Origin of the sequence: Pseudomonas sp. GW456-12-10-14-LB2 (assembly GCF_002884345.1) — a bacterium.
In the GTDB taxonomy this organism is placed as follows: domain Bacteria; phylum Pseudomonadota; class Gammaproteobacteria; order Pseudomonadales; family Pseudomonadaceae; genus Aquipseudomonas; species Aquipseudomonas paraglycinae.
The window spans coordinates 158612-179123 of record NZ_POHV01000003.1 but is presented as its reverse complement, the minus strand read 5'-3'; the positions used below and the strand labels follow the sequence as shown (position 1 = coordinate 179123).

Here is a 20512-nt window from a genome sequence, read left to right as displayed (position 1 = left end):
CCTTAACCGCGTGGGGTCGCAGCAGCCAGTTTCACAACCGAACCCGGCGCGCCTTTGGCAGGTGCGACTTTGGGCAGGTTGCTGGCTTCCAGCGCTTGTCGTTGTTGAGCGAGAGCGGCAATGGTTTGCTCGCTGGCCATCGGGATCACTTCAGGCGAAACCGGGGAGCCAGGACGAACCCGTTGCAGACCCTTGACGACGATCGTGTCGTCCTTGTTCAGGCCGCTGCGCACGATACGCAGGCCTTCGATCTTCGGACCGAGTTCGACGGCGCGGTAGGCGGTCTTGTTGTCGCCATCCATCACCAGCACGAACTTCTTGCCGAGGTCGGTACCGACCGCTTCGTCGTTGATCAACATGGCGTTGTAGGTGCCGCTGCCGACCAGTTTCAGGCGTGCATACAGACCCGGGGTGTAGCTGCCGTCGCTGTTGTCGAACACCGCGCGACCACGGATGGTGCCGGTCTTCGGGTTGACCTGGTTGTCGATAAAGTTCATCTGGCCCAGGTGCGGGTTGCCGTCTTCATTGGACAGGCCCATGTACACCGGAGTAGTTGCACCGCGCTGACCTTGACGGGCGAGTTGGGTGTATTTGAGGAACACACGCTCGTCGGCGTCGAAGTAGGCGTAGACCTTGTCGGTGGACACAACGCTGGTCAGCGGAGTGGTGTCGGCGGTCACCAGGTTACCGGCGGTGATCTCGGCACGGCTGACGCGGCCGCTGATCGGTGCGGTTACACGGGTGAAGCTCAGGTTCAGTTTGGCCAGATCCAGTTGCGCTTGTAGCGCGCCGACAGCAGCACGAGCTTCTTGTGCAGCGCTGGTGCGCGAGTCGGCCAGTTCAGCGGAGATGGCGTTGCTGGCACGCAGGCGTTCGCCACGGCCGGCTTCGTTTTCACTGCGGGTGGCGTTGGCGCGGGCCTGGGCAACCAGAGCTTCGAGGCGGCGGACCTCAGCCTGGAACGGACGCGGGTCGATCTGGAACAGCAGGTCGCCTTTCTTGACCAGCGCACCTTCGGTGAAGGCGACTTCGTCGATCTGGCCGGAGACCCGCGGACGGATTTCAACGGTTTCCGGCGCCTCGAGGCGCCCGGTGAATTCGTCCCACTCGTTGACCGGTTGTTCCAGCACCTTGGCCACGCTGACCTTGGCAGCGGGCATGGTGGCGGCGGTTTCCGGAGTCTTGCCGCACGCGCTCATCACCAGCACGGCCAATAGAGCCAACGGGAAGCGCAAATGTTTGAGTGATTGTTCCATGGATGCATCCGCCAATGTATTGAAGATGGGCGGATGATGCTCGGCGGGTAGATGGCAAACGAATCGAATGACACGAAGGTAACTATCATTCGGAATGATATAAGCCCGAGGAAAGCCCTCTAGCATGCACCTTTCGTTAGGAGGCTATCAATCGATTCGATGACAATTCTGTGTTGCGTGATCGGCAACTGTCGCAGGCGAAATTACGCGGTGAGGATTATGCGGCGATTAAATATTCCGCTGAAGTTACCGAGCCTCGACATCCTTGCGGAGCATATGGCGCTTGTTTACAAAGACCTCGCCTGGCTGCTGGAGCAATACGCCAACATCAAGAGTCTTGTTACCTGGAACAGGCAACCCACAACATTTCGCTCTAACATGACCTGATACTCATGCCTCGATGTTTTGCCATTCCCGGACCCTGTGTTTATGAGAGATCTACCCCCGACCGCGACCTTGCGGGCTTTCGAAGTATCCACCCGGCACCCGACGTTCACCGCCGCCGCGCAGGAACTGCATGTGACCCAGAGCGCGGTCAGCCATCAGCTGCGGCATCTGGAAGAACTTTGGGGCTTGCAGCTGTTTGAACGGGGCAAGTCGTTACGCCTCACACCTGCGGGCGCTACGCTGGCGCCGATTGTGCGCGAGTTCTTTATGAGCCTTGAGGCGACGCTGGCCGATCTGCGCGAGCAAAAGGGCAGGGTGCGGCTCAGCGTCAGCACGACCTATTCCTTTGCGTTGAAATGGTTGCTGCCACGCTTGCCGAGCCTGGCCCGCCAGCACCCGGAACTGTTGGTGTCATTGGACACCACGGACAAGATCATCCACTTCGCCAGCAGCGAAGCCGATGTCGCGATTCGCTTGGGCAAGGGCGACTATCCCGGTCTGTATTCACAGTTTTTGTTCGGTGAGCAGGTTTTCCCGGTGGCCAGTCCCGAACTGCTGCAACGCGTCGGAATGCCCGGCAGTCCCGCCGGTTTGTTGCAGTTGCCGCTGCTGGCTCGCGACGGTGCCGAACTGGCGCCAAAATGGGAAGCGTGGTTCCAGTCCGTCGGGCTGGCGTTTTTGCCGCTGCGGGAAAGCGTCAGGTTTGGCGATACCAATATGACGGTCGAGGCGGCTTTGCTCGGCCATGGCATTGCTCTGGTGCGCAGCGGGCATGTCGAGAAGGAAATTGACAATGGCCGTCTGGTGCGGCTGTTCGATGTGCCGTTTCAGTCACCGCTTGCCTACTACTTCGTCTGTCCCAAGGGCGTTGAGGTACAGCCGCACATTGTGAGTTTTCGCGAGTGGTTACTCAGCGAGGCAATTAAAGTGCGGGGCGAGCTCGTTTGAAGTATGAAGAATCGCTCATGGCACAGTGAGGAGTCTTCTCTGTAATCCGGCCGTTCGGGCTGCCTAAAATGGCCAATGCCTACTCATCTCGTCCTCCTTGTCCTGTTCGCCGCGCTGCTGCACGCCAGCTGGAACGCGCTGCTGCGCGGCGGTGCCGATCGGCTCTGGTCGATGACGGTGATGTGCGTTGCCATCGCCTTAGTCTGCGCAGTCGCTGCGATGTTCATGGTGGCGCCTGCACCTCGGAGCTGGGGATATGCACTGCTGTCGGCATTGCTGCACGTTGGCTACAACCTCTTTCTGGTGCGCAGTTACCGGGTCGGCGATCTTGGGCAGATTTATCCGATTTCGCGCGGTTCTTCGCCCGCGTTGATCACGCTGGGCGCCGCATTGTTTGCCGGCGAAACCATCACCCCCGGCGAATTGCTCGGCATTGCACTGGTGTCTGGAGGGATCATGTCGCTGGCTTTTCGGGGACGCAGCCTGTCGGTGCCCAGCCTGCCTTACGCATTGGGAACCGGCTGCTTTATCGCGGCTTACAGCGTGGTCGATGGCATTGGCGCGCGGCTTTCCGGTGCACCGCTGGCCTACACGGTGTGGATGAGCGCCTTGTGGGGCGTGCTGATGCCGGTGGTCTACATCGGTTTGCGCGATGCCCGCAGCCTGTTTTCGATCCGGCCCGGAATGTTCGCTGCGGCAATGGGCGGGCTGGTCTCTCTGCTTGCCTATGCAATCGTTATCTACGCGATGAACGAAGCCCCGCTGGGCGCGGTGTCAGCCCTGCGTGAAACCAGCGTGCTGTTTGCGGCGCTGCTTGGCTACCTGTTCCTCGGCGAAACACTTACCGTCCGCCGGATGCTGGCCTGTGTGGTGATCGCCAGCGGCGCGATCATCATCGGCTGATTCGGCTTTATTTGCTCAGGAGTAGTTTTCATGGTCAACGTCTCGCAGGCTCCGCTGATTCTGATCACGGGTGGCAGTCGTGGAGTAGGCGCCGCCACCGCCCGACTCGCTGCTGCCCAAGGCTACGATGTCGCGATCAGTTACGTTGCCAATGAGTCCGCCGCGCTGGCGGTGGCGACGGATATCGAAGCGATGGGGCGCAAGGCGTTGGCGATGCGCGCCGACAGTGCCGATCCCGAGCAGGTCGCGAGTCTTTTTACCGAGATCGACCACACGTTCGGGCGAATCGATGTCCTGGTCAATAACGCTGGGGTGCTGGCGCAACAGTCACGTCTGGAGAACCTCGGCTTCGAACGCATGCAACGCATCTTTGCGGTCAATGCGCTCGGGCCGATTCTGTGCGCCCAACAGGCCGTTAAGCGCATGTCTCTGCGGCACGGCGGTGCGGGCGGCGTGGTGATCAATGTGTCGTCGGCCTCGGCCCGTCTGGGCAGTCCGAATGAATATGTCGACTACGCAGCATCAAAGGGTGCGCTGGAAACGTTCACCATCGGATTCGCCAAAGAGGTCGCCCGGGAAGGAATACGCGTCAACTGTATTCGACCCGGACATATCTATACCGATATGCACGCCAGCGGCGGCGAACCGGGGCGGGTCGATCGGGTCAAGGACTCAATCCCGATGGGCCGGGGCGGGCAGCCAGAGGAAGTGGCGCGGGCCATTTTGTGGCTGGCCAGCGCAGAGGCATCATTTGTGACCGGTACATTCCTCGACGTAACGGGCGGTAAGTGAGACAGGGGCAAGGATCATCGATTCCTTGCGCTCGACTTCAAGTAATCGCGGGCTGCCTCGCCTTGCGACTCAAGCCCGGTGTCCTGCCCGTAATACGCTTGAATGCACGACTGAACGCAGCCTGGGAGGTATAACCCAAACGCTGCGCCACCTCTTCAATCGGCAGCCTTTCGAGCGTCAGCCACTGGCTTGCAAGCCGCATTCGCAGTTCGGTCACGTAGCGCAGTGGAGTCATGCCAATCGTGACCTGGAAGCGCTCCGCGAATACCGAACGTGAGGTATTGCAGTGCTCTGCCAACTGCGCAACGGTCCAGTCGCGGCCCGGTTGTTGATGGAGCGCAAGCAGTGCACCGGCCAAGCGTGGATCGCGCAAGGCGGCGATCAGACCAGAAGCATTGCCGCAGGCGCATTCCACCCAGCCGCGAACGACCATGGCGGCCACCACGTCGGCCAACCGCGCGAGGATGCCGGCAAAGCCCACGCGGGCGGCGCTGACCTCCCGTTCCATGGCAGTCAGGATCGGTACCAGCCCGGGGTAACGCTGGCCGCCGGCATCAATCAGCATCAGTCCCGGCATCAGCCGACCGAGCCCATGGATACTGCCCAGTTCAAACTCCATGCAACCACTGAACAAGAGAGTGCTCGGTGTGGGGCTGGCATCGGTTCCGGTATCCACCGCACTGATGGTGTCACCCAAGGTTTCGCCGTCTAGACCGTCGATGTCTTGAACAGGCGCGTCCGGATGGGAAAACAGTTGATGGGCCGCACCATGGGAGATGAACACGGCGTTGCCGGCAGACAGCGCGTAGGAGTTGCCGTCCTCCATTCGCAGTTCCGCATTGCCCACGGCCATGAAGTGGAACCAGGCGTGCCCAGGCTTTTGCGCGAAGCCCAATCCGAACGTGGGACCCGCCTGGATACGCCGGTATTCAACGCCACGCAGGCGCATGCCGCGCAATAGCTCATTGATGAGGTCCGAGGAGAGAGCAAACTGATCTGCAGACATTGTTCAGGTGTTTTGATCAAAAAGTAGAGACTTTGGATCATAGATCATCCGATTTCCGGCGCCTAGACTTCGGCTCGCAATGAACATTGGGAGATCCTTGCAATGACTGACTGTTTAAGTAACACCGTATCCGACCGCCATTGCGGCGTAGGAGCGGACTTGGAACCTTCGACGCCCGCGTGGATGGCCGTCTTCTCGTTGGCAATGGGTGTGTTCGGGTTACTGACCGCTGAATACCTGCCGGCGAGTTTGTTGACGCTGATGGCTAACGATCTGGGAGTGTCCGAAGCGCTGGCTGGCCAGGCGGTGACGGTAACAGCCGTGCTGGCGCTGTTCGCTGGCTTGTTGGTGCCAGGTCTGACCCGCAGCATCGACCGACGTTGGGTGTTGCTGGGCTTTTCCACGTTGATGGTCGCCTCGAATCTGTTGGTCGCCGTTTCTTCCAGCTTCGTGGTGCTGTTGTTGATGCGCATCTTGCTGGGTATTGCCCTTGGCGGGTTCTGGAGCATGGCGGCAGCGGTAGCGATGCGCCTGGTGCCGAATGCTCTGTTGCCTCGGGCGTTGTCGATCATTTTCAGCGGCATAGCCATTGGGACGGTGGTGGCAGTGCCGCTGGGCAGTTATCTGGGCGGGTTATATGGCTGGCGCAGCGCGTTCTTTGCCGCGGCGGCGGTAGGCCTGGTGACCCTGGCTTTCCAGTCGCTCACTCTGCCGCGCCTCGCGCCGCGCCGGCCGGCAAGACTGCGCACCGTTTTCGAGGTGTTGCAGCGTCCGGGCATCGCCATCGGCATGTTCGGCTGTGTACTGGTGCACAGCGGGCACTTTGCGATGTTCACTTATGTTCGGCCATTCCTAGAAGGGACTACCGGGATCGGCCCGCAAGGATTGTCGCTGATGCTGCTGGGGTTCGGTGTGGCGAACTTCGTCGGCACGTTGTTAGCCGGGAGACTGCTGGAGCGCTACCCGCTGGCCACTCTGGTGTTGATGCCCGCGCTGGTCGGCGTCGCAGCACTGGCGTTGGTGCTGTTGCCGGCGTCGGTGCCGGGGCAGGCGGTATTGCTGGCGATCTGGGGTCTGGCCTTTGGTGGTGTGCCGGTGGCGTGGTCGAACTGGGTCGCCAGCGCGGTACCTGATCAGGCGGAAAGCGCCGGGGGCATGGTGGTGGCCTCTGTGCAGTCCGCCATTGCAACGGGCGCGGCCGCTGGCGGTGCGATGTTCAACCTTGGAGGAAGTGCCGCCGTATTCGTAGCGGCGGCCGTGCTGATGCTGCTGGCCGCGCTGCTGATTGCCCTGCGGGTCCGCGTCCCTTCTGTAGATGGCGTTCGCCAGGCCAAGCCTGCGTTGCACCTTTGATGCGGTTTGCCAAAACGCTTCAAGTCCGTCCGTAATCAGGAGATATTCCAATAGAAGCCTAGAGACTGTCAGGGTCCCCAAAAAACATCTGAATCCGCGACCGCAACCACCGCTCACCCGGATCGTTATCCTGCGACCCACGCCACGCCATGTGCAGCTCGAAAGTGCGTGTCGGCAACGGTGGATCTTCCGCGCGAAGACCACCAGCCGCCGTCAGCGCTTCCGCCGTGTAATCGGGGACGGTCGCGACGATGTCGGTGCCCGCCAGCAGCGTACCCAGTCCGTTGAACTGCGGCACCGCCAGTACCACATGCCGTTTACGTTCGAGTTTTTCCAGCTCTTCATCGACGAAACCACTGAGGTCGCCGGCGAACGACACCAGCGCATGCGGTCGGGCGCAGTAATCGTCGAGACTCAACGGTCCCGGCACAGTATCGGCGCGCAGCAATTTGGGTGCGCTGCGGCGCAGGACCTTGCGTTTGGCGTTGGCCGGCAGGTCGGTGGTGTAGCTGACGCCGATGGAGATTTCGCCGGAGGCGAGCAGGCCGGGCATCAGGATGTAGTTGACGCGGCGTACTACCAGCACGATCCCGGGTGCCTCGGCGCGCAGGCGCTTGAGCAACATTGGCAGCAACGCGAATTCGACGTCGTCCGACAGGCCGATGCGAAATACTGAAGTGCTGGTGGCGGGGTCGAATTCCGCTGCGCGGCTGACGGCTGTCGAAATCGAGTCCAGGGCCGGGGAGAGCAGGGCGAAGATTTCCACCGCGCGGGCGGAAGGCTCCATGCTGCGCCCGGTGCGCACAAACAAAGGATCGTCGAACAGGCCACGCAGGCGCGAAAGCGCCGCGCTGATCGCCGGCTGGCCGAGAAACAGCTTTTCCGCCGCACGGGTCACGCTGCGCTCATGCATCAGCGTTTCGAACACGATCAACAGGTTGAGGTCGACACGACGCAGGTCATTACGATTCATCTGGAGTCCTGGCAGAGTCATCAAGCTTGACGAGAGCGACCATATGAGAACAATGGCCGGCATGAATCTTACGGGGAAAGGCTGGTAGTCTGCACCGGGTAATTCAGCTTTACTGAGAAGGCGGCAGCAGTTTTTTCATGGTTTTTTTCAATGCTGACCATGCTGCGGAATCAATGACAGGCATGTCGACTATTAATAGCCACTGATAGTCTTGGCTGGAAAGCCCAGATAGAGTTCATGGCATTAGAGGTTACTTTGACGAGGTTTGCGATGTCCCGCACGATCCGTTTTCACAAGTTTGGTCCAGCCGAGGTGCTCAAATGCGAAGAGCATGCGGCTGCTCAGCCAGGTCCTGGCGAAGTGCAGGTGCGTGTCGAGGCGATCGGCATCAGCTGGTATGACACGCTCTGGCGCCAGAATCTGGCGTCGTCCCAGGCGCGTCTGCCTTCCGGCCTCGGTCATGAAATGGCCGGCGTGGTCACGGCGATCGGCGACGGCGTCGAAGATCTCGCCGTGGGCGACAAGGTGGCCAGCTTCCCGGCCGAGAGCCCCAACGATTACCCGGTCTACGGCGAACTGATCGTTCTGCCGCGCACCGCGCTGACGCGCTATCCGGACGTGCTCAGCCCGATTGAAGCCAGCGTGCATTACACGCCGCTGTTGATCGCCTATTTCGGGTACGTTGATCTGGCACGGGTCAAACCCGGGCAGTTCGCCCTGGTGACCGACGCCAGCCACTGTGCCGGTCCGTCCTTCGTCCAGTTGGGCAAGGCGCTGGGTGTGCGGGTGATTGCTGCCACCAAAACGGCGGAGGAACGTGAGTATCTGCTGTCGCTCGGTGCCGAGAAAGTGATCGTCACTGAAGAAGAAGACTTGTTGATGCGGATCAACAAGATCACCGACAACCGCGGCGTCGACGTGGTGTTCGACGGTCTCGGCGGGCCACAGATGTCGCTGCTCGGCGATGTGCTGGCACCCCGTGGCAGCCTGGTGCTGTACGGCCTGCAGGGCGGCAACCAGACGCCATTTCCGGCCTGCGCAGCATTCCAGAAGAACATTCAGTTCTTCGTGCATTGCATCGGCAACTTCACCGGCAAACCGGAGCTCGGCATCATTCAGGATCACGTCGCCTTGCAGCGTGCCTTGCGTGATATCAACCAGCTCACTGCCGACCGTGTGCTGCTGCCGCTCAAGACTCGTGTGTTTCCGTTCAACGAGTTTGTCGAAGCTCACCGCTACATGGACGAATGCCCATGCCGCGAGCGGGTTGCCCTGCAAATCGAAACTGCCTGACCCTTCCAATCAGAGTCCGTGGCCGCACGGACTCTTGTGCGTTTAATCCTTCAGATATCGAGAAGCCCCTGGGCCATACGCCTGGGGACGTTCAGCAACTGAACTGGTTTTTGCTCTCGATCTGTATCTTCTAATTGCCCTCCAGACCCTGATAATTGAATGACTACTTTCATCTCAAGGAATGAGCTATGTCTGTGCATTCTATTTGTTCTGTGCAGTATCAATCTGCTGTTTATCAGCGCATCTCAAACTTTTGTTTAAAGTTTGTAGGCGTGTCATGTAATCCCTTCTTTTTTTCTTGTGCTCATCATGTGCAGGGGCTTGTAAGAAGTTTCCTAGGAAAGTTCGACCTTGCAAGGAGCCCAGAAACTACGGGGCTTTCGGTCACGCCCTTCGTGATTTCAAAATGCCGCGCGCTCAACTGTTTCAAATAACTACAAAAGCTTAAGTGTTAGCATTTCAGCGTCTATTAATTAATGAAGAATGATTGTGCGTCCGCCATTTGCGTCCGTGCGATATAAAACCTTTGATACCGGGTGAAGTACTGATGAGCACGATCCATGATCAGGCAATGAATTATGTCTACCAGCAAGTATTGCAACGACTGCTGAGTTTCTTTTCCCGTGCCGAGCGCACGGCATTGCAGCTGTTGATCCAGCGGCTGGCGGTCGCTGCCGGTGGTATGGATCGCATCGGTGAATTCAAGGTGATGACGATTCAGTCCGGCACACGAGATTGCAGCTACAGCCTGGCCCTGTTGCGTGCTGCCCAGCTGAGCATTGCCGGGCGTGCACCGGCCACGTTCCAGTTACGGGTCGCAACCTTGCGGAGCAATGGCTTACCGGCTTCGGCATTGCACAATCTGCATCGCAGTTTCAGCGCCCTGTTTCTGCATGACGATCCGAGGGTCGAACTGTTGATGGTCGATCATCGCGAGATTCTGCCTTTCAACCATCTGACACCTGTCTGCGATGAAGGTCGTGAAGCCGGCAGAATCGACCTGTTGATGGTCGGGCATCGTCGTGGATGGAATGAGGAGCTGACGTTGTGGGATGACGAGTACTTGACCACCGCCGAGTTCTACGGTCAGGTCGCCCGATGGAACAACGGTGTCGATGCATTGATCAGTAGCGACAGCGCACACCGTCAGGAGCAGTTTCTCGATGGGCTGGACCGCGCAGTGCGCAAGGTCGGCATGGGCGATCTGTCGCGAAAGGGCGGCGGGTTCGATGAACTGTTCAGTCTGCTCGACAACATCGGCGGCGATTGTTATCGCGAACTCTACTCGCAAGACGATCGGGTGCCGTGGCGTCCGCTCGGCGAGTTCGAAGCCTGTCGTCGCACCAGCTATATCGGGATCGACGATATGGTCGTCGGCAAAATGGAGGAGCGCTGGCCCTTGCTCAGCGATTTTCTCGGGTTTCAGGCTGACGAGATGATGCTTGAAGCCCGCCCCGGCGAGTGCGCTGATCCCTTGATCGGCGGCTATTTGAAGGGACTGCAAGCCAGTTACATCGAAGGGAGTACCTACGAGGCCGGCGTATCGGACTATCTGCAGCAATGCCTGGCCACGATGCGCCGCAGGAACACGCCCGAGCAGATTTGCGAACGCTTCGTTGCCACGTTCGACAAAGATCTCGCCGAGCATCGGTCGCTGGCAACGTCGTCCCTGCAAAAGAATTTCAGTATCAATGAGTCGCAACTGGTTTGTCTGTTGTTCGCTCCCTTCAACAATTCCGGTGCCGGTCTCGAGCGATTCCTGCGCACTTGTCACCCCGGCATGCTGGTCGCCATGCCGGACCTGCACCGCGCCATGCAGGGTTTGCACGCGCCGGAGCAGGTCTTGCAATGGATGACTGATGTCAGCGGTTTGCCCCTGCGACTGATCTGCCGGTTATATGCAATGGGGGCTGTCCGGATGGGCGAACACGTCGCACAAGCTCAGGAGTTGCCCGAGCACGAGGTCACTCTGGGCGACCGCTCGGCGGAAGGTTGAATGGGATTTTGTCGCCCGATCACACGGACACCTCTGCGGACGTACGCTCATGAGTGAGCCGAGAGAATCTGATTTTGCCTACCAGGCGGTCTATCGCTACCTGACGCAACTGATCAGCGAGCCGGGCAACCAAGGGGCGATTCGACTGCCATCGTTAAGGCAGCTGGCCGAGCGGTTGAACGTTTCGATATCGACTATTCAATATGCTTACGCGCTACTGGAGAAAGAAGGCCGGGTCTATTCCGTCGCCAAATCCGGATACTTCGCGCAGCCTGCATCGTCGGTCATGCCGCCCGGACGCGGCGGTGATTTGCTGGAAACGGTGTACGTCAATGCCAGGTGCACTGGCATGCAGGTATTGAGCGCCGATGAGCCGGCGTCGATCCAGCCCCTCGATCGCCCGTTGCTGATGCTTGAACGAGAGCTGTTGCGCCAGTATCCCCGGCACCTGCAAACGCCGGCCCAGCCTTGCGGAGAACTGGAATTGCGCACGTTGCTGGCGGCCCGCTACACGTCATCGGCCGCTCATTGCTGGCACGCTGAAGACGTCTACATCGGTGCCGATCTGCGAGGAGTGCTGGAAATCCTGATCGCCGTCCTTGAGCTGCGCCACGCAACCGTGGTGATCGAATCGCCGTGTGACTGGATGATCCTGCGCCTTTTCCAGTCCGCCGAGGTTCAGGTGATCGAGTTGCCGCTTCAGCCGGACGGGGCATTCGATCCGCAGAAACTCCAAAGACTGCTTGAAAGCGAGCGGGTGCGATTGATCCTGCTGTCCTCCAGATTGAACATGCCCCACGGTAGTCGTGTCCCGCCGGCCAGCCGTGAAGCCATTGCGCATTTGCTGCTGAGTCATGGCACCTGGTTGCTGGAAAATGATTGCCACGGCGACTTACTGGACGACGCCGAAGGGGAGCCGCTGCGCGAGTTGGTGGATCCCGACCGTCTTTTGGTGTTTTCCATGTTCGAAAAAATCATCGGGGTCGAAGCACCTTACGGTTTTGTCCTGTCGCGGCAATGGCGTGCGGACCTGCAGCGTCACTTCCTGCTGCGTTCGTTCCGCCTGTCACCGATCCGACAGAAAGCCATTGCCCGACTCTATGCGAGCGGGCGGGTCGACCAGCATCTGCCAGTGCTCAAGCACTTGCTCAGAGAGCGCCGAACGCAATGGATCGATTTGATACGTGAGCGTCTGGGCGACTTTCTGCAAATCGTGGAACCTGATGGCGGCGCAACAATCTGGCTGCATTCTGCGCGCCCGGTCGTGATGGATGCCGTGTTTCAACGGTTGCTCAAGCAGCACGTGCTGATTGCTCCGGGGGAGTTGTTCAGCCTCAGAGGGTTGCACGCGCAGCACATGCGTTTGAGCGCGATCGGTGGCACGGAACACGAGTTGTTAAGACTTGTCGGACTGCTTGGGGATGCGTTGCGACTGGCTCCGCGGACAGATGCGCGCAAACACTCGGCTTGTACGCAATAGACCCCATCGCACTCCGGACAAACTGCCAGTAAACTCCGGTGTAATTTCCTGAACCACTCTATTTCAGAGGTTTTGCATGACACTCAGTCCTTTTGCGGGCAAACCGGCACCGGCAGAACTGTTGGTCGACATCCCGCGACTGGTTACGGCGTATTACACCGGTCAACCCGACGCCTCGGTTTCCACCCAGCGCGTGGCGTTCGGCACCTCCGGGCACCGGGGCAGTTCCTTTGATTTGAGTTTCAACGAGTGGCACGTTCTGGCCATCAGCCAGGCGATCTGCCTGTATCGCGAAGCCCAGGGCATCACCGGGCCGCTGTTCGTCGGTATCGACACCCATGCGTTGTCGACCCCGGCCGGGGCCAGCGCCCTGGAAGTGCTGGCGGCCAACGGCGTGACCGTAATGATCGCCGAAGGCGATGAATACACGCCCACCCCGGCAGTCTCCCACGCCATTCTTTGCTACAACCGTGGTCGCACCACGGGCCTTGCCGACGGCATCGTCATTACGCCGTCGCACAACCCGCCTCAAAGCGGCGGCTACAAATACAACCCAACCAACGGCGGCCCGGCCGACACCCATATCACCAAGTGGATCGAAGCCAAGGCCAACGAACTGCTGGCCAACAAACTGGCCGGCGTCAAACGCATCAGCTACGAGCAAGCGCTCAAGGCCGAAACCACCCACCGTCACGACTACGTCAACACCTACGTCGCCGACCTGATCAACGTCATCGACTTCGATGCCATTCGCGGGGCCAAACTGCGTCTGGGCGTCGATCCGTTGGGCGGAGCAGGGGTGCGCTACTGGTCGGCGATTGCCGAGCACTATCGTCTGGACCTGGATGTGGTGAACAAGGAAGTCGATTCGACGTTCCGCTTCATGACCGTCGACTGGGACGGGCAGATCCGCATGGACCCATCGTCCAGCCATGCCATGCAAGGCCTGATCGGTCTGAAGGAACGCTTTGACGTGGCCTTCGCCTGCGATCCGGATCACGACCGCCACGGTATCGTCACACCGTCCGGCGGCCTGCTGGCACCGAATAACTACCTGGCGGTGTCGATCGACTACCTGTTCCAGAACCGTCCGCAATGGCGCGCCGATGCTGCCGTGGGTAAAACCGTGGTCAGCAGCGGTCTGATCGATCGCGTGGCCAAGCGTCTGGGCCGTCGCCTATATGAAGTACCGGTCGGCTTCAAATGGTTTGCCGATGGTCTGTTCGACGGCTCGCTGGGTTTTGGCGGCGAAGAAAGCGCCGGCGCCTCGTTCCTGCGCAAGGATGGCGGTGTCTGGAGCACTGACAAGGACGGTCTGATTCCAGCCCTGTTGGCCGCTGAAATGACTGCCCGTACCGGACGCGACCCAAGCCAGGCCTACCGTGCGCTGACCGATGAACTGGGCGAGCCGTTCTCGGTGCGTGTCGACGCCAAGGCCAATCCGGAACAGAAAGCGCTGCTGAGCAAACTGTCGCCGGAGCAGGTTACCTCGACCGAGCTGGCGGGCGAGAAGATCCAGAGCATTCTGAGCAAGGCTCCAGGCAACGATCAGGCCATTGGCGGCCTGAAAGTGATGACTGAAAACGGCTGGTTCGCTGCGCGCCCGTCGGGCACTGAAGACATCTACAAGATCTACGCTGAAAGCTTCATCGGCGACGACCACCTCAAGCAACTGGTGGCCGAAGCGCAAACCCTGGTAGACGGTGCTATCAGCACCCAATAAATCCGGACAACGGAAAAGGGCGACCCTGAGGTCGCCCTTTTTTGTGCCCGCGATTCGCCGATCAGGCCAGATCCACCAACACGATTTCGCTGTCTTCCAACGCCGTGACGGTCAGCACCTGTTCATCAGCCACCGCTACACCGTCTCGAGCTTGTGCGCGCAAACCGTTGACTTCAATGACACCCGTAGCCGGCACCAGATAGGCACGGCGTCCGGCATCAAGACGGTATTCAGCCGTTTCCCCGGCCTTGATATTGGCCGCCACCAAGCGCGCGTCGGCGCGGATGCGCAGGCTCTGATCGTCACCGTCCTTGCCGCTGGCGAGGGTCACGAAACCTTCGCGGTCGCCTTTCGGGAACGGTTTGGCGCCCCAGGACGGTGGCGCGCCGGTTTCGGTCGGCAGAATCCAGATCTGGAAAATCTTGGTGTCCGTGGCTTCCAGGTTGTATTCACTGTGGGCGATCCCGGTGCCGGCGCTCATGACCTGCACGTCGCCAGCCTCGGTGCGGCCCTTGTTGCCCAGGTTGTCCTGGTGGCTGATCGCACCTTCACGCACGTACGTGATGATTTCCATGTCGCGGTGCGGGTGAGTAGGGAAGCCCGTGCCGGCGGCAATGATGTCGTCGTTCCACACGCGCAGGTTGCCCCAGCTCATACGTTGCGGATCGTAGTACTCGGCGAACGAAAAATGGTGATGGGCATCCAACCAGCCGTGATGGGCGCCGCCCAGCGAGCTGAAGGGTCTGAGTTCAAGCATGATCGTCTCCTCAAAAGGTTCGTCATGGGGCGCGATGCCTGAGCCACGAAGCGAGACCGGTGATTGATGGCAGCCATCATCTATCAGTCAACCATCGAGAAAAAGCTTAAAAACTGCGGCATTCCAATCGAATCGGTTGATATGAAAAAGGCTCGAAACCGTCTCATCCCACCTTCAATTCATCGCCTAAACCAATGACCTGTAAGCATTTCGCTAGAACAAAAAAGCAAATGCAGACACCATAACCCTCAACAGCCTCACATCCGGAGTCCGTCAGCGTGGCGCAACACACCCCCGATCTTCCTCCCGAACTTCGTCCCTTGGCCGAGATGCCCTGGTTCAAACGCCTGGCGGCGCGTTTTCTTGGCCACGGTCTGACGCAACTGCGCGCCCAGCACCGGGCTTCGTGGTTGCACGGCCAGGCCGACGGCTTTCGCAGCGGGCATACCGCCGGCGTGGATTACGGGTACAAGGAAGGCAAGGCTGATGGGCTGGAAGAGGGCCGCCAGGTCTTGTTGATCCGCGACAGTCGCAATACCGAGCATCGCCCGCCGGGGATCGACAATCACTTGTTCGACGACTGGCGTCTGCCGCTCAGCGCAGAACTGAAGAAGCGCATGAAAGCCGATGTCGCGCGCCTGCTGCCAGCCCACGCCCAGCCAAGCGTGGCGCAATGGAAGATGATTTTCAGCGATACGCCGTCAACATCAGTGATTGCCGGGGCCGGAGCCGGAAAGTCGACCACACTGGTATTGCGGATCCTGCTGCTGAGTCATTACTTGGGCTTCGAGCTCGATTCGATGACCGTGGTGACCTTCACCCGCGAGTCGCGCAAGGACTTCATCAACAAACTGATCGAACTGTTCGCATTGTGGGGCCGGGCACTCAGTCAGAAAGACGCGCGGGATCTGGTGCGTACGTTTCACTCGCGCATTTTGCCGATGGTTCGCAGTCTGCCGGGGTTCGAGCGCTTGCAGGCATTCGAAAACCTCAGCCAGCGCGCGCCGGGTGCGGATGAAGACGTCGACAGCAATCCGTTCGATCTGCGCATCAACGACGCACAGCGCCAGCAGCTCAACGCCTGCTACCACCGGCTCTACAAGGAAGACCCGCGCTTTGCGCAACTGATCCAGCCATTGTCCCGGCACGCCTTGCAGCTCAAGGAGCTGGAGCGCGATCACCCGGACGTGCAAAAGCGCGTGGCAGTGACAGAGCTGGCGGCCCGGCGCGATGAAGAGCTGTGCGACATGATCGAGGACATGTGGCTCCGCGCCGGCGCCTGGCCGATCAAGGGCATCGAACCAAGCCGCGAGACTTTCGAAATCAACGGTGCTTCGTTCCATTGCCACGGCTACATTCCAAGCCTGGACGCCTGGGTCGTTCTGGGTTTCGACCCTCGGGAAAACCCGCAGGTCTGTCGTCCGAACGCCAAGCTGACGGTACGCGCGGAGTGGGCAGTCAAACGCACCCTGTTTCAAGCTTTCTGTCGTAAACCATTGATCTGGCTTGATAGTTACGAGTCATCAAAGCGTTTATTGGCCACGCTGGCAGGCGATGTCAGCGCCGGTCCCGGCTTCGATTACAAGGTCAAGGGCGAGCTCGCTTCCGCGCCGTTGCTCGACTGTTTTGTCGCCGCCGCAGGCTTCATCGAGAACCTGGGCCTGGATGTGCCGGACGCCGTTGGCCGTATGAGTTTCGCCAAGGACGATCCGGACCGGTTTTTCTTCGAAGCCTTGAGCCTGTTCTGGCGAGCGCTGGAAGATCACCTTCTGGATCAGAAACCGCCGGTCATGACCTACAACCGCATGTTCGCGCTGTTCAGCGAGCATTCGCCGGAGAACTTCAAACTGCTCAGCGATGAGTTACTGCGGCCGATGTCGCACCTGATGATCGATGAGTTTCAGGACGTTTCACCGCAAATCGTCTCGTGGATTCGCGCCAGCCTCTCGGAAATCCGCAGTCGCGGGCCGGCCATGCACGTCGGGCGAGGTGCACAGCGATCCTCGCTGCTTTGCGTAGGCGATGACTGGCAATCGATCTACGGCTGGCGCGGCAGTTCGCCGAGTTACTTCATGGAATTCAACAAGGAATTCCCGTCGCCGAGTACGACGAGGGTGATGCTTAGCGAAAACTATCGCAGCCATCAGCACATTATCGACGCGGCGGAGCACATCGTTCGTGCGGCACCGGCGATTCCCGGCAAGAAGGCCAAGGCCAGCGGCGAAGAGAAGCTGTTGCATCCGGTCAACGTGCTGGAGCGCGACGATCAGGCACTCGGCCAGCGCCTTGCAGAACACTATCGAAAGGGCGATTCAATCCTGATGCTCTATCGAAAAAGCAGCGATAAGTTGTTGATAGAGCAGCATATTCAGTCTGTAGTTAATGTGGATTCTAGCTTGCCATACGAGTCCCGACGCCTGAAACAACTGACCTATCACAGCGCCAAAGGTCTCCAGGCCGACGCGGTCTTCCTGCTGGGCGATTGCCAGCACCTGACCAGTTCGCCGTACAAGAATCAGGTGTATCGCATGGCCGGACTGGGCAAGGCTGGTGACAGCGAGCCTTATGACAGTGCGCAAAAGGACGAAATCCTGCGCCTTGCTTATGTCGGCATCACCCGCGCAGTCAGCCATTGCTACTGGTACGTAGAGCCGCAAGACACGCAGGCAGTCAACATGCCTCGGGCTTCGGACCGGGTCGCCAAAGGCAAACCGTTCTTCGTCGATCATCGTCCGGAAAAGAAAACGGCCTGAATCAACGCCCATAAAAAAGCCCGCACAAAGCGGGCTTTTTATTTTAAATCAGCTAGTTACGCGTAACTCTTGAGAGATTCCGGAGGAATAAAAGCCTCCAATTCGTCCTCGACGGCCTCGATTATTCGCTCCACATCCGCCGCGTTCATGACCGTGGCGCAGGGAATGCCGGCGATCGCGATCAGGGTTTCGCCGCTGGCCCGATCGAACAGGCGCGCGACCAGACTGCCCGGCGCATCCATGGTCGCCTCGAAACCCATGGGATGAAAATGCCAGCGCATCAGCTGGCAGGCATTGGGAAACGTGACTTTGCTTGACCCTTTGTTCATGTGTTGCCCGCCTTCTTCATCGAGCGCTTCCGTTTGCTCATGTTAGGTGGGAAGAGCCTTCATTGGCTCAACCGGTGACTGCCTTTAAAAGTAGCATCTGAATGTGAAATTCCTGTGAGAATTTTCAGTTCATTTAGCGATTGCGAGGATTCTTTTGATGTAAGTCACGATCCACCCAATCGTCGCCAAAGTGCCATTACGGTCGGGTTGTTGATGCAACGCCAGAAGTTGGGCAAGCTCGGTTCTTTTTCCAAGAGTCCCTTATGCACGCCGATGATGACGGCCCGGAACAGACCGGGGCCACGGCCGAAACGGTCATGCGCTATCACCTGTGCTGGAAACACCGGGACCTGGATGGCGTGATGGCGCTGTACCACCCGGACATCCAGTACAACGATTTTTTCCAGAATCGCGTGCTCGGCCTCGAAGAACTGCGCGAGTACGTGCGGGTCAGCATGCCGCGCGAATCCGACGAAGCGCTGGAGCATTGCGACCGGATCCGCATCGACGGCAACACCGCATTCATTCAATACGAAGTGACGCTGCGCGGCGGCAACGGGCTGGTGTCGTTTCGCTCCAGCGAAGCGATCACGGTCAAGGACGGGCAGATCTGGCGGGTCAACGAATATGCTTCGCTGGTGCGCGAACAGGCCGATAGCCCGACGACAAGCAGCCAGCGTCCGGCGGTGAGTCGACTGGGCCTGTCGCCGCGTCAGTTGAGCTTCATGGCCGATGACCTGCAGCAGTATTTCCAGCGTCAGCAACCGTATCTCGACCCCGAGCTCGACCTGCAGCGGGTGGCGAAGGAGTGCGGGTACAGCCGCAATCAGATTTCCTATTTGCTGAATCAGGTGTTGGGGCAAAGCTTCTACCGCTACGTCAATCAGGCGCGTCTGCAACATCTATTGCAGTCGCTGGACAACGCCACGCCGCCGTTACGCATCGATGAACTGGCCTTCGCTGCCGGTTTCAATTCGCTGTCGGCTTTCTATAGCTGCTTTCGCCAGCACACCGGCCAGTCGCCCAAGGCCTACGCGAAGCAAATTTCTTTGCGGACACGCGCGCAAGACAATCCCTGAGTTCTGCCTCTAGGATCGACGCCATCGAAACCTGGATTGGCGGAGTCTTGCATGCCGGCGTGGCGCACTATCAGTTTGTGGATGGATCAACTCGACGAGCCGCTGACCGCGCGCCCGTCGCTTGCGCAGGATCTGGACGTCGACGTGGCGATCATCGGTGCCGGTTACACCGGGCTGTGGACGGCGTACTACCTGAAACAACAGGCGCCAAACCTGAACATCGTCATCATCGAAGCGCAAACCGCCGGGTTTGGCGCGTCCGGTCGCAATGGCGGCTGGTTGATGGGCAATCTGCTGGGTGAGGATCGCCTGCTGGCGGGCCTCTCGCCACAACAACGCCGCGCTTCGTTCGATCTGTTGCACAGCATCCCTGATGAAGTAGAAGTCGTCCTCGAACGCGAAGGCATCGATTGCGATTACCGCAAGGGCGGGGTGCTGTACTGCGCCGCGCGTTATCCCGAGCAGGAAACCAGTCTTCGCGACTACCTGAAAAAGCTCCACGCTCAGGGCCTGACCGACGACGATTACCGCTGGCTCAGCCCCGAACAATTGGCGCAGCAGATCCGCATCGCCAAACCTTACGGCGGCATCTTCGCGCCCCATGTGGCGACCATTCACCCGGCGAAACTGGTGCGCGGCCTGGCGCGAACCGTTGAAAGCATGGGGGTGAAGATCTACGAAAACAGCCCGGTAACCCATTGGCAGGCCGGCAGCCTGCGTACTGACAAGGCCAGCGTGCGCAGTCGCTGGATCGTCCCGGCCATCGAAGGTTATTCCGTCACGCTGCCACCGCTGGGCCGTTATCAATTACCGGTGCAGAGCCTGATCGTCGCCACCGAGCCGTTGTCCGCCGCGACCTGGGATGCAATCGGCCTCAGCCGGGGGCAGGCGTTCAGCGAATTCAGTCGTCAGGTCACTTACGGCCAGCGTAGTGCCGATAACCGGCTGATTTTCGGCGCCCGTGGCGGTTATCAGTTCGCCGGCAAGTTGCGCCACAACTTCGACCTGACCCGTGATGAAGTCGACCTGCGTCGCTATCTGTTCGGCGAGCTGTTCCCGCAACTGAAAAACGTCCAGATCACCCACGCCTGGGGCGGCAACCTCGGCATGTCCCGGCATTTCAAGCCGCACATGCTCTGTGATCGGGCCAACGGCATCGCGCTGTCCGGCGGCTATGGCGGGGAGGGTGTCGGCGCTTCCAATCTGGGTGGGCGCACGCTTGCGGATCTGATTCTCGAGCGCGACACCGAGCTGACGCATCAGCCGTGGGTGCTGCCCGACGGCGGGATCCACGCGCTGCGGGCATGGGAGCCGGAACCGTGCCGCTGGCTCGGCTACAACGCGATCATCAAAAGCTTCGTCCACGAAGACCAGACCCTGGCCAACCCGGCGACTGCGCCCTGGCGGCGCAAGCTTGCCAGCCAGGTGGCCGGGTTCATGGAAGGTTTCATGCACTAATCGTTGTTTACTAGGAGACAGGTAAC

16 protein-coding genes are annotated in these 20512 nt (G+C 59.7%); 11 read left to right on the top strand and 5 right to left on the bottom strand.

Annotation, left to right across the window (positions count from 1 at the left end):
- Nucleotides 1-2: 2 nt before the first annotated feature.
- Nucleotides 3-1256 (bottom strand): multidrug efflux RND transporter periplasmic adaptor subunit MexE, encoded by a 1254-nt coding sequence (gene mexE, locus C1X29_RS03275; protein ID WP_011334072.1) that lies wholly within the window; start codon nt 1254-1256, stop codon nt 3-5.
- A gap of 429 nt (nt 1257-1685) precedes the next feature.
- Between mexE and gcvA the strand changes: the two genes are divergently transcribed.
- From gcvA to C1X29_RS03255, 3 genes are all read left to right on the top strand, one after another.
- Complete coding sequence (gene gcvA / locus C1X29_RS03265; protein ID WP_102716857.1) at nt 1686-2591, top strand: transcriptional regulator GcvA; 906 nt, start codon at nt 1686-1688, stop codon at nt 2589-2591.
- Between the two features lie 75 nt (nt 2592-2666).
- On the top strand, nt 2667-3494 hold the full coding sequence (locus C1X29_RS03260) for a DMT family transporter (protein ID WP_102716856.1): 828 nt from the start codon (nt 2667-2669) through the stop codon (nt 3492-3494).
- Nucleotides 3495-3524: 30 nt separating this feature from the next.
- Complete coding sequence (locus C1X29_RS03255; protein WP_102686202.1) at nt 3525-4286, top strand: SDR family oxidoreductase; 762 nt, start codon at nt 3525-3527, stop codon at nt 4284-4286.
- Nucleotides 4287-4323: 37 nt separating this feature from the next.
- Here C1X29_RS03255 and C1X29_RS03250 read toward each other — a convergent pair whose 3' ends face one another.
- Nucleotides 4324-5292 (bottom strand): AraC family transcriptional regulator, encoded by a 969-nt coding sequence (locus C1X29_RS03250; RefSeq protein ID WP_102716855.1) that lies wholly within the window; start codon nt 5290-5292, stop codon nt 4324-4326.
- Nucleotides 5293-5394: 102 nt separating this feature from the next.
- On the opposite strand from C1X29_RS03250, the gene C1X29_RS03245 reads away from it, so the two are divergent.
- A complete protein-coding gene (locus tag C1X29_RS03245) occupies nt 5395-6645 on the top strand; it encodes an MFS transporter (RefSeq protein ID WP_102716854.1) in 1251 nt (416 codons plus the stop codon).
- Between the two features lie 58 nt (nt 6646-6703).
- Here the strand turns inward: C1X29_RS03245 and C1X29_RS03240 are convergent, their stop codons facing one another.
- Nucleotides 6704-7618 carry a LysR family transcriptional regulator gene (locus C1X29_RS03240; protein WP_074690647.1) on the bottom strand — a complete coding sequence of 305 codons (915 nt, stop codon included), beginning with the start codon at nt 7616-7618 and terminating at the stop codon, nt 6704-6706.
- A 270-nt stretch (nt 7619-7888) separates the two neighbouring features.
- Between C1X29_RS03240 and C1X29_RS03235 the strand changes: the two genes are divergently transcribed.
- The 4 genes from C1X29_RS03235 to pgm all read left to right on the top strand — a co-directional run bounded on the left by C1X29_RS03235 (nt 7889) and on the right by pgm (nt 14110).
- Nucleotides 7889-8911: a zinc-dependent alcohol dehydrogenase family protein gene (locus tag C1X29_RS03235; RefSeq protein WP_064381679.1), complete on the top strand. Its 1023-nt coding sequence runs from the start codon at nt 7889-7891 to the stop codon at nt 8909-8911.
- A gap of 547 nt (nt 8912-9458) precedes the next feature.
- Nucleotides 9459-10907, top strand: a complete 1449-nt coding sequence (locus C1X29_RS03230; RefSeq protein ID WP_085745731.1) for a hypothetical protein — start codon at nt 9459-9461, stop codon at nt 10905-10907.
- 49 nt (nt 10908-10956) lie between these two features.
- Nucleotides 10957-12387, top strand: coding sequence for a PLP-dependent aminotransferase family protein (locus C1X29_RS03225; RefSeq protein WP_085745730.1), 1431 nt, complete (start codon nt 10957-10959; stop codon nt 12385-12387).
- A 76-nt stretch (nt 12388-12463) separates the two neighbouring features.
- Nucleotides 12464-14110: a phosphoglucomutase (alpha-D-glucose-1,6-bisphosphate-dependent) gene (pgm, locus tag C1X29_RS03220; protein WP_085745729.1), complete on the top strand. Its 1647-nt coding sequence runs from the start codon at nt 12464-12466 to the stop codon at nt 14108-14110.
- Between the two features lie 61 nt (nt 14111-14171).
- Here pgm and C1X29_RS03215 read toward each other — a convergent pair whose 3' ends face one another.
- A complete protein-coding gene (locus C1X29_RS03215; protein WP_085683700.1) occupies nt 14172-14867 on the bottom strand; it encodes a pirin family protein in 696 nt (231 codons plus the stop codon).
- A gap of 278 nt (nt 14868-15145) precedes the next feature.
- Here C1X29_RS03215 and C1X29_RS03210 point away from each other — a divergent pair, with 278 nt between their 5' ends.
- On the top strand, nt 15146-17620 hold the full coding sequence (locus C1X29_RS03210; protein ID WP_102716853.1) for a UvrD-helicase domain-containing protein: 2475 nt from the start codon (nt 15146-15148) through the stop codon (nt 17618-17620).
- A 56-nt stretch (nt 17621-17676) separates the two neighbouring features.
- On the opposite strand, the gene C1X29_RS03205 is transcribed toward C1X29_RS03210, so the two are convergent.
- Complete coding sequence (locus C1X29_RS03205; protein WP_011334086.1) at nt 17677-17949, bottom strand: DUF1652 domain-containing protein; 273 nt, start codon at nt 17947-17949, stop codon at nt 17677-17679.
- A gap of 263 nt (nt 17950-18212) precedes the next feature.
- Here C1X29_RS03205 and C1X29_RS03200 point away from each other — a divergent pair, with 263 nt between their 5' ends.
- Both C1X29_RS03200 and C1X29_RS03195 read left to right on the top strand, forming a co-directional pair.
- Nucleotides 18213-19028 (top strand): helix-turn-helix domain-containing protein, encoded by an 816-nt coding sequence (locus C1X29_RS03200; protein ID WP_102716852.1) that lies wholly within the window; start codon nt 18213-18215, stop codon nt 19026-19028.
- 51 nt (nt 19029-19079) lie between these two features.
- Nucleotides 19080-20486: an FAD-binding oxidoreductase gene (locus tag C1X29_RS03195; protein WP_102716851.1), complete on the top strand. Its 1407-nt coding sequence runs from the start codon at nt 19080-19082 to the stop codon at nt 20484-20486.
- Nucleotides 20487-20512 lie beyond the last annotated feature (26 nt).

Coding starts and splice junctions, on each gene's coding strand:
- mexE (WP_011334072.1), bottom strand. CDS start 1,256: ATGGAACAATCACTCAAACATTTGCGCTTCCCGTTGGCTCTATTGGCC.
- C1X29_RS03255 (WP_102686202.1), top strand. CDS start 3,525: ATGGTCAACGTCTCGCAGGCTCCGCTGATTCTGATCACGGGTGGCAGT.
- C1X29_RS03230 (WP_085745731.1), top strand. CDS start 9,459: ATGAGCACGATCCATGATCAGGCAATGAATTATGTCTACCAGCAAGTA.
- C1X29_RS03200 (WP_102716852.1), top strand. CDS start 18,213: ATGCACGCCGATGATGACGGCCCGGAACAGACCGGGGCCACGGCCGAA.
- C1X29_RS03245 (WP_102716854.1), top strand. CDS start 5,395: ATGACTGACTGTTTAAGTAACACCGTATCCGACCGCCATTGCGGCGTA.
- pgm (WP_085745729.1), top strand. CDS start 12,464: ATGACACTCAGTCCTTTTGCGGGCAAACCGGCACCGGCAGAACTGTTG.
- C1X29_RS03205 (WP_011334086.1), bottom strand. CDS start 17,949: ATGAACAAAGGGTCAAGCAAAGTCACGTTTCCCAATGCCTGCCAGCTG.
- C1X29_RS03260 (WP_102716856.1), top strand. CDS start 2,667: ATGCCTACTCATCTCGTCCTCCTTGTCCTGTTCGCCGCGCTGCTGCAC.
- C1X29_RS03215 (WP_085683700.1), bottom strand. CDS start 14,867: ATGCTTGAACTCAGACCCTTCAGCTCGCTGGGCGGCGCCCATCACGGC.
- C1X29_RS03240 (WP_074690647.1), bottom strand. CDS start 7,618: ATGAATCGTAATGACCTGCGTCGTGTCGACCTCAACCTGTTGATCGTG.
- C1X29_RS03195 (WP_102716851.1), top strand. CDS start 19,080: ATGCCGGCGTGGCGCACTATCAGTTTGTGGATGGATCAACTCGACGAG.
- gcvA (WP_102716857.1), top strand. CDS start 1,686: ATGAGAGATCTACCCCCGACCGCGACCTTGCGGGCTTTCGAAGTATCC.
- C1X29_RS03225 (WP_085745730.1), top strand. CDS start 10,957: ATGAGTGAGCCGAGAGAATCTGATTTTGCCTACCAGGCGGTCTATCGC.
- C1X29_RS03250 (WP_102716855.1), bottom strand. CDS start 5,292: ATGTCTGCAGATCAGTTTGCTCTCTCCTCGGACCTCATCAATGAGCTA.
- C1X29_RS03235 (WP_064381679.1), top strand. CDS start 7,889: ATGTCCCGCACGATCCGTTTTCACAAGTTTGGTCCAGCCGAGGTGCTC.